This is a genomic window from Clostridium manihotivorum (assembly GCF_004015185.1).
GTDB lineage: Bacteria > Bacillota > Clostridia > Clostridiales > Clostridiaceae > Clostridium_AR > Clostridium_AR manihotivorum.
Genome location: NZ_CP025746.1, coordinates 2,014,682 through 2,030,307 on the forward strand (window position 1 = coordinate 2,014,682; position 15,626 = coordinate 2,030,307).

At 33.1% G+C, this 15,626-nt stretch carries 11 protein-coding genes; 10 read left to right on the forward strand and 1 reads right to left on the reverse strand.

The genetic code is table 11. The annotated features are described in order from the left end of the window. Window positions 1–10 precede the first annotated feature (10 nt). The 9 genes from C1I91_RS08990 (at window position 11) to C1I91_RS09030 (ending at window position 11,616) form a co-directional block, all read left to right on the forward strand. Window positions 11–886: an ABC transporter ATP-binding protein gene (locus tag C1I91_RS08990; RefSeq protein ID WP_128212568.1), complete on the forward strand. Its 876-nt coding sequence runs from the start codon at window positions 11–13 to the stop codon at window positions 884–886. Between the two features lie 12 nt (window positions 887–898). After that, complete coding sequence (locus C1I91_RS08995; protein ID WP_128212569.1) at window positions 899–1,657, forward strand: hypothetical protein; 759 nt, start codon at window positions 899–901, stop codon at window positions 1,655–1,657. A 183-nt stretch (window positions 1,658–1,840) separates the two neighbouring features. Beyond that, window positions 1,841–2,956, forward strand: a complete 1,116-nt coding sequence (locus C1I91_RS09000; protein ID WP_128212570.1) for a site-2 protease family protein — start codon at window positions 1,841–1,843, stop codon at window positions 2,954–2,956. Between the two features lie 415 nt (window positions 2,957–3,371). Continuing rightward, on the forward strand, window positions 3,372–3,842 hold the full coding sequence (locus C1I91_RS09005) for a hypothetical protein (RefSeq protein WP_128212571.1): 471 nt from the start codon (window positions 3,372–3,374) through the stop codon (window positions 3,840–3,842). A 332-nt stretch (window positions 3,843–4,174) separates the two neighbouring features. Next, complete coding sequence (locus tag C1I91_RS09010; RefSeq protein ID WP_128212572.1) at window positions 4,175–4,951, forward strand: SDR family NAD(P)-dependent oxidoreductase; 777 nt, start codon at window positions 4,175–4,177, stop codon at window positions 4,949–4,951. A 426-nt stretch (window positions 4,952–5,377) separates the two neighbouring features. Beyond that, entirely contained in the window at window positions 5,378–6,472 is a 1,095-nt protein-coding gene (locus C1I91_RS09015; protein WP_128212573.1) for an MBL fold metallo-hydrolase, read from the forward strand. Window positions 6,473–6,522: 50 nt separating this feature from the next. Then, the gene (locus tag C1I91_RS09020; protein WP_128212574.1) at window positions 6,523–9,186 is read left to right on the forward strand and encodes a DEAD/DEAH box helicase; all 2,664 of its coding nucleotides are present in this window, start codon (window positions 6,523–6,525) and stop codon (window positions 9,184–9,186) included. 9 nt (window positions 9,187–9,195) lie between these two features. Continuing rightward, on the forward strand, window positions 9,196–11,292 hold the full coding sequence (locus C1I91_RS09025) for an ATP-dependent helicase (protein ID WP_128212575.1): 2,097 nt from the start codon (window positions 9,196–9,198) through the stop codon (window positions 11,290–11,292). A 63-nt stretch (window positions 11,293–11,355) separates the two neighbouring features. Further along, window positions 11,356–11,616: a hypothetical protein gene (locus tag C1I91_RS09030; RefSeq protein ID WP_128212576.1), complete on the forward strand. Its 261-nt coding sequence runs from the start codon at window positions 11,356–11,358 to the stop codon at window positions 11,614–11,616. 156 nt (window positions 11,617–11,772) lie between these two features. Here the strand turns inward: C1I91_RS09030 and C1I91_RS09035 are convergent, their stop codons facing one another. Next, complete coding sequence (locus tag C1I91_RS09035) at window positions 11,773–12,669, reverse strand: AraC family transcriptional regulator (protein WP_128212577.1); 897 nt, start codon at window positions 12,667–12,669, stop codon at window positions 11,773–11,775. 389 nt (window positions 12,670–13,058) lie between these two features. On the opposite strand from C1I91_RS09035, the gene yicI reads away from it, so the two are divergent. Then, window positions 13,059–15,401: an alpha-xylosidase gene (gene yicI / locus C1I91_RS09040; RefSeq protein ID WP_128212578.1), complete on the forward strand. Its 2,343-nt coding sequence runs from the start codon at window positions 13,059–13,061 to the stop codon at window positions 15,399–15,401. Window positions 15,402–15,626: the final 225 nt, after the last annotated feature.

Below are 15,626 nucleotides of genomic sequence, written 5' to 3' on the forward strand. Positions count from 1 at the left end.
AGGAGAGAAAATGACATTACTAAGAGTAGATAATTTAAGTTATAAATATGGCAAACTAGATGCTTTAAAGAATATTTCCTTTGAAGTAGAGGATGGATTGATAGGAGTATTGGGTCCTAATGGCGCTGGGAAGAGTACAACGATGAAACTAATTACTACTTTATTTAATATTCAGAGTGGTGAGATATTTTTAGATGACTTAAATTATAAAAAGGATTTGAAAAAGGTTAGAAAAAGGATTGGGTATCTACCACAAGATTTTACTACCTATGGAAATTTGACTGGTAGGGAGTTCCTTGAAATAGTAGGTACATTGAAATTAGAGTGGAGTAAAGTGGATATTAAAAAGCATATCGATAGTATTATTGAAAAGCTAGATATGAGCAAATTTATTGATAGAAAGTTCAAAGAATATTCTGGAGGAATGAAACAGAAGTTAGGTTTTGCCCAAGTTATGATTGGAGATCCTAGTTTAATTGTTGTTGATGAGCCTACTGTAGGGCTAGATCCTGAGCAAAGAAATGTAATAAGAGAATTATTTCCTATGATAAGTCAAAACCGTATAGTATTAGCCACAACTCATATTGTAGAGGATATTGAATTTTATTGTAAGTACTTAATTGTTATAAAAGATGGTCAAATTATATATAAAGGTACTAAAAAAAATTTTGTGGAAGAAATAAAAGATACTGTCTGGGAAACAGATGTAAACTCAGATGATTTACCTAAGATTCTAGAACAAGGCAAGGTAATAACTACTATTCACCCAAATGAGATGTATCATATAAAATATATTAGTAGTAATCCACTTACTGATAACTCGGTTAAAGCATCTATAAGTTTGCAGGATGCATATATAGCCCATAGTAAAATGCATGAGAAGTAATGGAGTGTATTTATGATTAGATTTTATCTTAAGGTTATTAATAATATATTTATTAAAAATTTGCTTTATATAATTTTTGCAGTTGTCGTACTTTTTAATATACTTATAAGGGTGATGCCATATAAGTTCATCAACATTTCCACAATGTTTCAAGGTGTAGCTGTTACAAAAAAAGTCCCTAATGAACTATATATGTACTGTGATGTATATTTATTACTTCTTTTTGTTATTTTAATATTTTTTACTTTAGGTGTGGACTTCAATAATAGTATGGAAGATATATCCTTGGCTATTGGGGGAAGTAGAACAAACAAATTTATGATTAGAAAACTAATCTCAATATTATTAGTGTATTTCTTCTTATACAGTGTATCTTTCTTTAATATTTACTACTTATACAAGAAGATACTACCAAGTAGTTATATATTGACTCCTATTTTAGAAGTTTTATTTTATTCAATTGTAACTAACTTGTTTATAATATCTCTAAGTCTATTTATATTATTTATCTCAAGAGATATAGCTGTAAGCACATCGCTAATTACAGTTTATTATTTAATTGAAGAAGCTTTATGGAGATGTAAAGTTATGGGGACAAGTGGAATACTAGGACACATCTACCAATACACAGACTACAAAAAAGGGGAACTCTTAGAGGTTAAGGTAATATATATAATACTTTCAATTATTTTATTAACTTTAACTTTTATTATGACCCAAAGGAAGGCATCTTACAGTATTATAAAAAAAGGTTTTCAATTAAAGAAATAATTAAATATAAAATATTGTTATGGAAACAGAGAGTAATTGTAAGAGTTCCTTTAAATAGAATGGAACTCTTTTATATTAATGACTAAACAAATATAACCTAAGAAACTACTATTCTACAAAAAACGATATTTTATTTATATTAAAGGATGTTTATTTTATTAAGAAAAAGAAGAGGTAAGTATAATGAAAAAAAATAACTTATACTTTAGTATTTTTTCTATAACTGTATTTGTTGTTTATGCAGCTGTTAGCTTTATTTCTTTTAACAAATTCGAATCCTATATAGTACTTATTGGACTTTTATATTCATTAGCATGTGTGATATTATGCACTTTTTTACACGAATTAAGTCATGCTATAGCAGCTAAGATCTTGGGAGAGGTACCTTATAACATATATTCAATACCTTTTGCCTTTGAAAAAACAGTTGGGAGATGGAAAATAAAAGAAGTAAGCTTTGAAAACAGAGGTAAACTTGGATGTGTAAATATTAAATTATCTAAAATCAGTTCTAAAGAGGCTTACAGGAAAAGTATATTAAAAATGTCAATTATCAATATAGCGGGGCCAGTGGGGAGTTTTATAATGGCAGGAATACTTATAGCTATCCTTAATTTAGTGGACTATAAATTGTATTGCTTTATAGTAGCTCCTCTATTTGTATGCATTTTTATAGGAGTACAAGCTTTACTTATTGGTGATGGCAAGTTTGCTTATTTATATATTATGGACAGGGAGTTTGCTTTGGTAAATTTGTTCAAACAGTACATGTACAATAACGGCGATGAGAATGAATATATGATAAATTTGCTTGTTGGGAGGTTAAAGCAATTAACAAAGGAGGAGCTTACTTACAGTAAAAATCCATATCAGCTATTGATGGGGTACTTGATAGTTCAATACTTTCTGGTACACGATATTGAAAAGCTACCTCAAAAGGCAAAAGACTTTATGGATAATATGATTTCTGAAAAGGAAAGACTAGTGTTAGAGCCTAGGATTAACTATTTAAGTGTTCAGTTCTTTCATTTATTAGTAGTTTATTTTGCATTAAAAGAGAGAATGGGAGAGGCTAAAATGTTATTAGAGTTTTTGAATAAAGCCACAGATCATAGAAATAGTTTCTATAAATATTTTAAATTACGCTCCGAGTATTTTGTAGGAACTTCACTTCCGCATCACAGTATAATTACAGAAATGAAATTATTTAGTGAAAAATTTTTTTATGGTAAGGAAGGTTTCTATATAACTGAAAAGAGTATCCTAAAGTTAGGTTATGCTTTAAAAGAAGTGCGATAAATATTTATTTTTTGCTATTTTAAAGTCTCTGTGCTTTTACCATATTAAGCCATAATTGAAGTATAAAATAATAATGGTATTGCATTAAAACGTGGTGGGCTTTTTATGATATGTGAATAATTAGGATGCACTTGATTGTTGAAGATTATAATAAACATATATCTACAACACAGAAAAGTTTAAGTAGTTAAATGACATTGAGTGTATTCTAATCAAGTGATATAATGGTAAATATTAGGGCAATATATAATGTTTTTTATCAATAATAGGCTCGGAATAATCAATTATTTATTTGATCATATTGTTAGTAAGCGACAATAAGTATGACGATTAGTTAGGAGATATCTATGGGAACTGATATGTTTTTTTCGTTGAAAAGCGATCTTTTGGAACAGAAGAAAAAAATGATGTAGTATTGAGGAAAGATAAGTATAAGAAAAATGATCATGAAGTTTGGGTTAGTATGGATAAGTGGATTGCAAATCCATATTATCAATCAAATTCAGATTGCGAGGTAAGCAAATTAATTTTAGCTAATAAAAATGAGTTCTATAATGGAGATAGAAACTACGACTTATTCAGTGTACTAGCAAATGTAAGAAATGATAGCAATTTGAGATATATATCTTCTCCAAGGGGACTCCCTTATGATATGTCACCTGAGTTGAAAGACTTTTCATTTATAGATAAGGATGATTTATACTATCACAGCTGGTTATTGGTAAAAGAATTAATTGATTTTGATTGGAATCAACGATATTACTACTATGGGGAGTATTTTAATACAAGAAATACGTGTTCGCTTTTTATTAAAGAAACTATTCCTAAGCTATTAGAATTAGGTGATCCAGAGGATGTAAGAATAATTTTTTGGTTTGGGGAATAAGATGGAATTCTAAAGTAATTAATTAAATGAGATTGAAAGAATATGAAATATTAATCATTAATTAGTAAGAAAATTAGATAGTAGATTTAAGATACTACTACTCTATATTGTTTGATTGTGAAATACGTGAAGATGAGAGAAAATATTGCTATTAAATTGTGCAGACACTGTCTGCACAATTTAATCAAAGTATAATATTATATACCTGAAATATGAATAACTACGAAGTGTTGCAATTTACTTCATCAATAATTAAAATTAAACTTAACGGTTAATTTTGTATTATATTATATATTTATCAGAACAAAGCAATTTTAGAAGAGGTGAAGTAAATGTTAAAGGATAAAATAGTTTTTATAAGTGGAGCTAGCAGTGGTATTGGTGAGGCTGCAGCGGTGAGATTTGCAAAGGAAGGTGCTATCCTTATTATTTGTGCAAGAAATTTAGAAAAGCTTGATGCTTTAAAAGAGCAGTTGGTAAAAGATTATGGAGTTGAGGTTCATACCTATAAGTTAGATGTTCGTGATAAGAAGGCAATTAACAGCGTTTTTGAAAGTATGCCTGAAAGGCTAAAAAATATAGATATATTGGTGAATAATGCAGGTCTTGCTCAAGGTCTAGAGAAGGTTCAGGAAGAAGATATGGAAGACTTTGATGTTATGATAGACACAAATATTAAGGGCCTTTTATACCTTACTAGAAAAGTAGTTCCTATCATGATTAACAATGGAAGAGGGCATGTGATAAATATAGGGTCAACTGCAGGTATAGTCGCATATCCAGGAGGTACTGTTTATTGCGCTACAAAGGCTGCAGTAAAATTTATAAGTGATGGCTTGAGAATGGATGTAGTTGATACTCCTATTAAGGTAACTAATATACAACCTGGTATGGTGGAGACTAACTTTAGTGTGATAAGATTCCATGGTGATAAGGAAAAAGCTGATGCTGTTTATGAAGGAATTGAGCCATTAACAGCAGAGGATATAGCAGACGTAATACTTTATACTGCTTCTGTACCTGCACATGTACAGATCTGTGAGGTTACAGTAACTCCAACTCATCAGGCTACTGCAGGAGTAGTGCATAAAGAAAAAGTTAGTAAATAGGGGTTAATGACTTATTTTAGAACATTCTGGATATACATCGCTAGTGTTCAGGAAAAATAGAGCTAAATAGTTTGGCTATAGGTTGAACTAGCTAGCTCTTTTTTTTACCTGAAAATTTCTCAATAGCATTATAAAGTTCTTCTAATAATACTTTTAGTTAAAGCAATAACACTTGTTGAAGCCATACAATTATTATTTAGCAATCTGTACAGAAAATCTAGGGAAAATATAATATAAACTTGGTATTATAACTGATTTATCTTTCTATACTTTTTCTATATACATTGATATAATGACATAAAAAGATATATAAGCAGTAGGATTTATAATAAGTTTTGTTCACAAATTAATTGCAGTATGGTGGTTTAATTTGGCGCAGGTTTCAGGTAATCTAAAGAATGAAGATAAAGGGAAAGGAGTAGAAGAATGGTATATGTAATTGTTTTTTTAGTATTACTATGTATAGCAATAGCATTGTTTATAAACTTAAGTCCTGTTTTCGGGGGGAAAGCTAATAAAGAGCTTTACAAGCATTTAGCTAATTACTCTAATGGAAAATTTGTCAATGAAAGTGACACAAAAATGAATATGGGAGCCTCCAGTGGTTTTTCAATGCTTAAAGACTCTGTAAAGGATAATAATGAGAGAAATCCTATTGGGAAGATTCCTGTTTCTGCTATTGATTGGGAGAAAATTAGAAGTGAAGAGGATAGCTTAACTTGGTTAGGACACTCTGCTTTTTTACTTAGCGTAGATAATAAAAAGCTTCTTTTAGATCCAATGCTTGGAGCTATTGCATCTCCTGTTTCCTTTGCAGGAAGTAGAAGATATAAATATAGTGAGAATATGTCACATGTTATTGATGAAATGCCAGATATTGATGCGGTTTTTATTACCCATGATCATTATGATCATTTAGATTATCAGTCTATTATTAAGCTAAAAAAGAAAGCTTCACATTTCTTTGTACCTTTAGGGGTAGGCGCTCATTTGATACGTTGGGGTATAACAAAGGATAAAATCACGGAGCTTAATTGGTGGCAGGAAACAAGTTTTGATGATATAAGACTAGCATTTCTTCCTTCTAAGCACTTTTCAGGTAGAGGAATTTTGAATAGAGACACAACCTTGTGGGGAGGCTGGGCTATTTTTGGAAGCCATACAAGTATTTATACCAGCGGAGATGGTGGTTATGGTGAGCATTTTAAGAAGATAGGAGAAAAATATGGTCCTTTTGATATTACCTTGATTGAAGGAGCTCAGTATGATAGACGTTGGTCTTCAGTACATATGATACCAGAAGAGTCCGTTCAGGCTCATTTAGATGTAAAGGGAAAGAATATGATGCTAATGCATTGGGGGGCCTTTACCTTAGCCTTTCATGGCTGGAAGGAACCAGTGGAAAGAGCTTCAAAGGAAGCAGAAAAATCAGAGGTTAATTTAATAGCACCTAAAATTGGTGAAACTGTAATATTGGAAGCTGATCTAAACAGGACTTTTTCTCCTTGGTGGAACTATTAAACATGAAGAACCTTATATACGGTTGATTTATTAGAAGAGGAGCAAACTTAATGAACATAGATGATTTAATCATATATAATAAGACAATACCTAAGAGGGCAGGAAAGTATTCGGAATTTCCAAGTAACCTTTCGCAGGAGTTAAGTGAATATCTTTCCTCAAAAAGAATTGATAAGTTATACTGTCACCAGTCAGAAATGTTTGAAAAGGCAATGGAACGAAATAATGTTGTGATAACTACTTCCACAGCAAGCGGAAAGACACTAAGCTTTTTATTGCCTGTTATTCAGGAAATATTATCAAATCCTTTGGCAAGAGCTATTTTTATATACCCTACAAAGGCATTGGCCAGTGACCAATATCGTGCTATTAAGCCTTATCTAGAATACTTTGGAGAAAACAGAATTTCAGCAGGAGTATATGACGGAGATACAACTGTAAATGAAAGAAGTAGAATTAGAAAAAATGCCAACATTATATTAACTAATCCAGAAATGATAAATGCAGCATTTTTGCCTAATCATAGTAAGTTCGGATTTGATTTTATATTTTCTAATCTGAAATTTGTAGTTATCGATGAGTTACATACCTATAGAGGTGCTTTTGGATCTCACTTAGCCAATGTATTTAGAAGACTAGGAAGAGTATGCAGGTACTACAACTCATCTCCTCAGTACCTTTGTAGCTCAGCAACCATAGCCAATCCAGTAGAACTTGCAGAAGAAATCTGTGGACAAAAATTTATTAGAATCGATAAGGATGGCTCACCTGCTGCAAAAAGGAAATATATGCTTGTACAACCGCCAAAGATAATGGGGGATGATAAAAAATATTACGGACAAGTACAAACAACAACGGTAGCAGCAGATTTGATACCTGACTTAGTGGAGAATGATAATAGCTTCATAGCCTTTGCAAAATCAAGAAGAAATGTGGAAGTAATATTAAAGGAAGCAAGAGATAAATTAGAAACGGAAAGCTTTTTTGGCGCATCCCTAGCAGATAAGATATCAGGTTACAGGGGCGGGTATACTCCCTTAGAGCGTAAGGAAATAGAAAATAAGATGATCACTGGGGGTTTGCGTGGATTGATTTCTACCAATGCTCTAGAACTAGGAATAGATATTGGAAAAATTGATACTACAATACTGGTTGGATATCCAGGTACTAGAGCCTCCTTTTGGCAGCAGACAGGAAGAGCAGGTAGAAGCGGCAAAGAAAGTTCTAATTGTTTAATTCTTGATAATCTGCCTTTTGATCAATATATAGGTATTAATCCAGATTGGCTCTTTGAAAGCGGCAGTGAGAATGCAGTGATTGACAAGAATAATCTTCTTATAGAGCTTGCCCATATACGTGCTGCAGCTGCTGAGATACCTTTAACCTTAAATGATATTTCTATTTTCCCTGACCTTGGCGAAACCATTCCAGTGCTTATAAGGGCAAAAGAACTGACTAATCAAAGTGGTAAGTTTGCATGGTGTGGCAACTCCTTTCCGGCAGGAGATTTTAGCTTAAGAAATATTGATAAATTTAGATATAAACTTATTAATCAAGTGAATAGTAAAGAAATAACAGAGATGGATGAAATGCAGGCCTTCCGTGAGATTCATAATGGAGCCATATATATGCATGATGGTGTTCAGTACCAAGTTATAAGGCTTGATTTGGAAAGTAAGACTGCTTTTGCTATTCCCTTTAACGGAAACTACTACACTATGCCTGGAGGCAATACAAGTATCAGGATTATTCAAGGAAATAGAGATATGGACTATAAAAGGGTAAAGGTTGCCTTTGGTGATATAAATGTGGATGAGATAGTTTATATGTATAAGAAACTTCAATTCCACAACCATCAAAACTTAGGCTTTGAGCAATTAGAAAGACCATTATCAAAGGATTTTGATACGGAAAGTACTTGGATAAGGATTCCTAACAATGTGGTTAAGGTATACAGATGGATGCTTCAGGAAAGTGAAAATGGAATGTTTATAAGAAACAATCATTTTGAAGGGTTATGTTATGCTATTAAAAATGTGGCAATGATGATTACCATGACTGAGCAGGAGGATATTGGAGTTGCAATGTCAAATAACGCCATAGAGTTAAGTGACAATTTTGAAGATGAAGTATATATGTTCATTTATGATAAATATATAGGTGGTTTAGGTTATTCAGAAAAAGTATTTGATCTTGCTAATGAGATTATTGATGGTGCTATTAAGCTGGTAGGAGGCTGCAAGTGCGAAAGTGGCTGCGCTGCATGTATCGGTGATTATAAGCTAAACAAGGCTATGGTATTATGGGGGTTAAAAAACTTATTAGATGAAATGGAAGCTCCAAAGGATGTTAAGCTGGTGGAGTATGCTGAGTCAACCTTTATTAGAAAGCCATTTAAGTTTACTAAGCTACAGGAAAAGTGGAGTGAATTCTGTGAGTACATTAAGGAAAATGGTGATTCCTTTGCAACATTTTTAAGTACAATTCCTGAAATTGAGATAGATAATAGAACTATTACTTTGGTGTTAAATAATCCTTTTTATAAGGAATGGGTGATGGAAGAGACAAATAAAAAGAGCATATTGAATATAATTTCCTTCCACACCGATGCTCCAGCGGGAATCACTCTAAAAGTAAGACTTGAAGCTAATGACGCTGACAGAAAGATCATAAAAAATAAATTAGAGAAAAGATATGAAGATCTTGTGGAATAGGAGGATTCCATGGACTATAAAAAAGAACTAGAAAGATTGAATGAATATCAAAGAGAAGCAGTACTGAATGAAAGTGAAGCCTGCATTGTAAAAGCAAACGTGGGAAGCGGAAAGACCACCGTGCTGACTTCAAAGGTTATATATCTTCACTACGAAAAGAATGTAAGTTATAAGGATATGATTGTTTTAACCTTTACTAATAAGGCGGCTAATGAGATAAAGGAGAGGTTAGTAGCACTTGATAGCAGTATTCAGCTAGAACAGCTAGAAGGCTTTGGAACCTTTCATAGCGTTGCCCTTAATTTGTTGAAAAATTCGTTACCTGTTGATAAGTTAGGCTATACTAAAGAGTTTATGGTTATAGAACCAGAAGAAGAATTAGATATTGCCCTGGAAATAATACAGGAAGAAAAGCTTACAATTAAGTATAAGAATCGTTTGAAAAAGAGGCTGGAGCAGGCTTCTTGCTTGGAGAAGGAAGGGGAAAAGGTTTCGAAATATAATGATGATATATTTAAGTTAGTAGATTTAATAAAAGAAGAAAAAGTCAAGCAAAACAAAATGACCTTTGAAGATATATTAAAGAATGTAAATATTCTGTTGGAACATAGTGAGGCTGCACCTAAGTGGATAATAATAGATGAAGTCCAAGATAGTGATAAATTGCAGCTTGATTTTATTGATAAGCTTAAAAGGCCAGATACAAAATTATTTGCAGTAGGTGACCCAAATCAGGTTATATACAGCTGGCGCGGAAGTACTCTCAATGTATTTTATACACTAAAGCATAAATACATGGCAAAAGAACTGACGCTTCCAATTAATTATAGATCAAGTACTTCTATTTTAGAGGCCGCTAGATGTTTCTTACTAGATGGAAGTGAGCTAAAAGGTATTAGGGAGACAGGAAGTAACATTATAGTTAAGAATCATTACAATCCTTTTAATGAAGCTTGCTATTTAGTTGATAAGATAAAGGAACTACATAGCTCAGGGATAAAGTATAGTGAAATGGCTGTTTTTTATAGACTACAGAATCAATCACAGGTTTTTGAGGATGTATTCTTAAAAAATCAGATTCCTTATGAAGTATCCATGAAGAAAAATATACGAGATATTCCGGTGCTCAATTGGATGATAAAATTACTTCGATTTTCCATAAATCCTAATGACTTTTCCTCTGGCTTATATGTTATTAGTAATAAGGATTATGGTGAGAGGATAAAGGAAGCAGCAGCAAGAAAGCTTTTGAAAGAGCAGGTTATAGAAAAATCAGAGTTATATTCCAAAATGCATAGCTTCCTTAACGCTTGTTCTTATGTAAAAGAGGCAAAGGAGCTTTATAACTATTTTCAATTGGATAAGTATATAAGACCAACCTCAGCTAGCTATGAAGACGATAAAGAAGCTATTTATGCTCTGCTTGATATTATTACGGAGTATGTGAAAGAAAAAGAAATGCAATTCGTTGACGGACTTAGAGATTTTGTAAACTCCTCAGCTTTGTACGGAGTTAATATATTTAAAAAAGATATAAGTAATGATAATGATACTGTAAAGCTAATGACCTTACATGCCTCTAAGGGATTAGAGTTTTCCTATGTGTTCATTACAGGTGTAAACTATGGTCTTATTCCGTTACAGACTAGGGCTATGGAAGAAGAAGAGGAAGAAATGAGACTATTTTTTGTTGGTCTTACTAGAGCAAAAGATTGCCTAGAGCTATCTTACTATACCAATCCAGACTATCACAGAGCAGTGCCTGGAGAAAGCAGATATATTCATATGCTGCCACAACAGCTAATACAGAATGATAACAATAAAGGTGAAGGCGTAAGCTTACAGGAGCTTAAAAAGCAAATTATAGAAGCTAGAAATCAGGAACAGGAAGAAGAAGTAGCCGTAGAAGGCTTAGCTGAAAATATTGAAAATGCTGAGTCAGAAGCTGCTAAGGCTATAAGAAAAGTAAAACACAAAAAATATGGCATAGGAAAAGTTATCAGTGAAGATGATATGATACTGGAGGTTGAATTCGAGAACTATGGAGTGAAGGAATTTGTAAAGGCATTTAGTGAACTGGAGTTTTTAGAATTTTCTGTATTATAAGTATTTATTTTTGCCTATTTACTACGATAATTAATCATAAAGTCCAAGGAAGGAGTTTTATGCATGGAGGTTGAAAAAAAGGTAGAAAGGATTATAGCAGTACCTAAGGTCCGTATCGTACAGAAAGATTATAGGTTTAGAAATCTTCTCCTTAAAAAGAAGAAACAGTGGCGTAACAAGGATGGTAAAGCCGCTGAAGATAAAGCTACTGAAGATAAAGTGGATGATGACTATATGGAGGATAAAAGTTATGTTGAGGAAGTAAAGAAAGCCTTAATGTACGGAGACATTGGTCATGGTGTTTTACTGGATAAAAAGGTCTAGTAATAAGAAATTATATTAGAACAGTTTTAAAAAATTATATAATTATAAGCTGGTTTCTTTGATGAAGAGAAGCCAGCTTTTTTTGTTATATTGATTAATATCATAGGTTACATCTGTTGTTATAACAGGTTGCCAATTAGCAATACAACTGTACCACTAGCTTTGGCTGTTACGATAGTGCTTAGGCGAGCAGCCGATGGTCTGGGTAAATAATCTGTTGTAATAGCTTATACTATTAAAACCAGATAGATTAGCTACTTCACTGATTTTCTTATCTGTGCCTAGAAGCATATGACAGCTTTGAAGGATGCGATAGCGCATTATGTATTGAATTGGAGTGACCTTCATAGTCTTTTTGAACATACGACAGAACTGACCTTCACTCATAGGAATGAAACCTGCCAGCTCTGATAAGGTAATCTCATAGGAGTAGTTATCCTGTATATGCTGTATGACTGGTTTTAAGCGCTCTAAGTTGAGGAGATCTGCATCCTTAAAATCGCTTTTTACATTAGAGTGCTTGTAGTATAGATCCCAAATTATAAATAGGTGGCTTTTTATCTCTAGCTCGTGTAACTCAAGCTCATACTCCTCATACTTATTGATATCTATAAGAAGCTTCATTATCTTAGCTTGCCAAGAATCAGGATTGGCATCTGCATCAGCTTTTCTTATAACTTCGCAAGGTTCAAGGCTGCTATTTAGTATAGGCAGGATATATTTTTTGCAGAAACGGGAGTTTAAGTTTTCATGAAAGAGCTGATAGGAAAAGTCAAGAGCAAAAAAACTGCATCTTTCTTTGGAGGCCGCTTTAGCAGAATGGTTGAAGTTTGAGTTAATAAAAACATAGTCGCCTGGATTTAAAAGGTATTCGTGCTGTTCTATTGTAAAGAATACACTTCCTTCTGTTAAGAAAAGTATTTCAAACTCTTTGTGCCAATGAAGATAGAAAAGCATATCTGTGCCTTCAGGGTAAGTAAGCTTATGGAGAGCTATTGGCAGTTCGGCAGTACCATGAAGCATTTTTTCCTCAAAATTGCGGTGTTCTTTCATTAAAAATCCTCCTAGATCACAGAAAATTTATATAACATCAAAATAGTGCAAGAAATAAGCATTATAGTTAAAGAATTCATATCTAAACATCAATATAATAACATATAGAAGGGTGATAGTAAATGTGTTAGTTGTAATTCTATATATGTTCATTCTCAGAATGTAAAATAGGTTATTTAAATATCTTTAATAGTTTGGCTATATTAAAGTAACGTGTTTGAATTAAGTGGTCAGTCATCCAATTTTTATATGTGCTTGTTCAAAGAATTAATATGATTTTAACTTAATTTAAACAATATTTTTCAGTATAGCCAATAAATTAAGTTTGAAAGAAATAAAAATAATAGGGTAGTATTGTTTCTTTATGAGGCAATAGAAAGGGGTTAAAAATGAAGGTAGCAGACGGCTTTTGGTTAAGTAAAAGAGGATATGAAGTAAACTATGCTTCGCAACCTTATGAAATTGAAACAACAAAAAACTCAATAAAGGTTTTGGCGACACCATATGTTATACAGAATCGTGGAATGACATTAAGTGGTCCGAACTTAGAGATAACGTATTCATCAACCTCTGAGAATATTATAAAAATAAATATTACTCATTTTAAAGGTGGACTTGATAATGTGCCTTACTTCGAATTGAATGAAGATACAGGATATACTCCTACTATTAATGAAGGTGAAGATTATGTTGAGTTAATTTCTGGTGATACAAGAGTAGTAATTAAAAAAGGAACTGAGTGGAATGTTCAGTTTTATTATAAAGATAGACACCTTACAGGGGGCGCATGGCGTGCAACTTCCTATATAAAAGAAAGTCAATTTGCTGCTAACGCAAGAATGGCAGCACAGGAGGATGACCAATTCTTCAACTACCCACAGGATCCAAATACAGCATATATAAGAGAACAACTGAAAACAGATATTGGTGAATGTATCTATGGATTTGGAGAAAAATTCACTCCATTTGTTAAGAATGGACAAAACGTTGAGACCTGGAATAATGATGGTGGTACTTGTTCAGATCAAAGCTATAAAAATATACCATTCTATATTTCCTCAAAAAGCTATGGAGTACTTGTAAACAGCACAGATAAGGTGTCCTTTGAAGTTATGTCAGATACAGTATCCAAGGTATCCTTTGCAGTACCTGGTGAGGAACTAGAGTACTTTGTAATTGGAGGAGAAAACTTGGAAGAGGTTATAAAGCATTATACAACCTTAACCGGTAAGCCAGCACTTCCACCAGCATATTCCTTTGGTTTATGGTTATCAACTTCCTTTACAACTAAATATGATGAAGAAACAGTTAATTCATTTATTGATGGAATGGCTGAAAGAGATATTCCATTACAAGTATTCCATTTCGACTGTTTCTGGATGAAGGAATATGAATGGTGTAACTTTGAATGGGACAATAGACAGTTCCCAGATCCTCAAGGTATGCTTAAGAGACTTCATGACAAGGGTCTAGAAATCTGTGTATGGATAAATTCCTATGTAGGGCAAAGATCAAAGTTATTTGATATAGGTAAGGAAAAGGGATACTTTATAAAAAATTCTGACGGAAGTGTATTCCAAACTGATTTTTGGCAGCCAGGAATGGCCATTGTGGACTTTACGAATCCGGAAGCTTGTCAGTGGTATAAGGATCTTTTGAAGGAACTGTTCAAGATGGGAGTTAACAATATAAAGACTGACTTTGGCGAAAGAATTCCAACAAAGTGCGTATACCACAATGGTATGGATCCAATAAAGATGCACAATTACTATACTTACCTTTATAATAAATGCGTATTTGAGGCATTGGAGGAATACTACGGAAAGGACAAGGCTTGCTTGTTTGCTAGAAGTGCAACAGTAGGTGGACAAAAGTTCCCAGTACATTGGGGAGGAGACTGTTATGCAGAATACTCAGCAATGGCTGAAACTGTTCGTGGAGGTCTTTCACTTTGCTCTTCAGGATTTGGCTTCTTCAGTCATGATATCGGAGGCTTTGAAGCAACAGCACCAGCAGATGTATACAAGAGATGGTGCGCTTTTGGATTGATGTCAACTCACAGTCGTCTTCATGGATCTTCTTCTTATAGAGTGCCATGGACTTTTGATGAGGAAGCTTGTGACGTGCTACGTTTCTATACTAAGTTAAAAGGAAAAATGATGCCATATCTTTGGGCTCAGGCAATTAAGACCCATGAAGTTGGAGTTCCGATGATGCGTTCAATGATTATAGCTTTTTCAAAGGATACAGCATGTAAGTATCTCGATCAGCAATATATGTTAGGGGATAACCTTTTGATAGTTCCAGTAATGAACGAAGAGGGACTAGCTGAATTCTATGTACCAGAAGGAACTTGGTATGACATAGTTACAAAGGATACTTATGAAGGCGGTAGATACTATCAAAGAAAGTGCGATTATTATCAAATGCCTATCCTTGCAAGACCAAATTCAATTGTAACCTATGGTGAATTTACAAATAATAATGTTGTCTATGATTATCTTCAGGATGCAGAAGTGACTATATATGGACTAGAAGATGGTAAGTCAGCCACTGCTTCAATATATGACAGTGAGGCAAATAAGCTTACTGATATAACTGCAACAAGAAGTGGTAATGTAATCAATGTTACTTACAATGCAGTTAATAAGAACTTCAAGGTAGTTGTTGCAGGAGCAGATAGAACTGTAGAAGCAGTAGCTGGAAGCACCAGTGTAGAAATTAATTTATAAAGATTATAGAAGTAGAGAGTTGTGGAGCTATAGGGTTTCGATAAAGGAACTAATTAAAAACGTATCGTTTAAATCAGAAACTTATCTTTAAAAGTTATTCTAGGTTCTCAGAGGAGAATTTAAAGATATAATTTTATTAAGGAGTGGTACATCTACAGATGTATAACTTCAAGCTGAAAACTATTTTCAAAGCTCCGCTGGGTTCTGAGAGGACAATTTGAAGAT

Coding starts and splice junctions, on each gene's coding strand:
- C1I91_RS09000 (WP_128212570.1), top strand. CDS start 1,841: ATGAAAAAAAATAACTTATACTTTAGTATTTTTTCTATAACTGTATTT.
- C1I91_RS09030 (WP_128212576.1), top strand. CDS start 11,356: ATGGAGGTTGAAAAAAAGGTAGAAAGGATTATAGCAGTACCTAAGGTC.
- C1I91_RS09015 (WP_128212573.1), top strand. CDS start 5,378: ATGGTATATGTAATTGTTTTTTTAGTATTACTATGTATAGCAATAGCA.
- C1I91_RS09025 (WP_128212575.1), top strand. CDS start 9,196: ATGGACTATAAAAAAGAACTAGAAAGATTGAATGAATATCAAAGAGAA.
- C1I91_RS08995 (WP_128212569.1), top strand. CDS start 899: ATGATTAGATTTTATCTTAAGGTTATTAATAATATATTTATTAAAAAT.
- C1I91_RS09010 (WP_128212572.1), top strand. CDS start 4,175: ATGTTAAAGGATAAAATAGTTTTTATAAGTGGAGCTAGCAGTGGTATT.
- C1I91_RS09035 (WP_128212577.1), bottom strand. CDS start 12,669: ATGAAAGAACACCGCAATTTTGAGGAAAAAATGCTTCATGGTACTGCC.
- yicI (WP_128212578.1), top strand. CDS start 13,059: ATGAAGGTAGCAGACGGCTTTTGGTTAAGTAAAAGAGGATATGAAGTA.
- C1I91_RS08990 (WP_128212568.1), top strand. CDS start 11: ATGACATTACTAAGAGTAGATAATTTAAGTTATAAATATGGCAAACTA.
- C1I91_RS09020 (WP_128212574.1), top strand. CDS start 6,523: ATGAACATAGATGATTTAATCATATATAATAAGACAATACCTAAGAGG.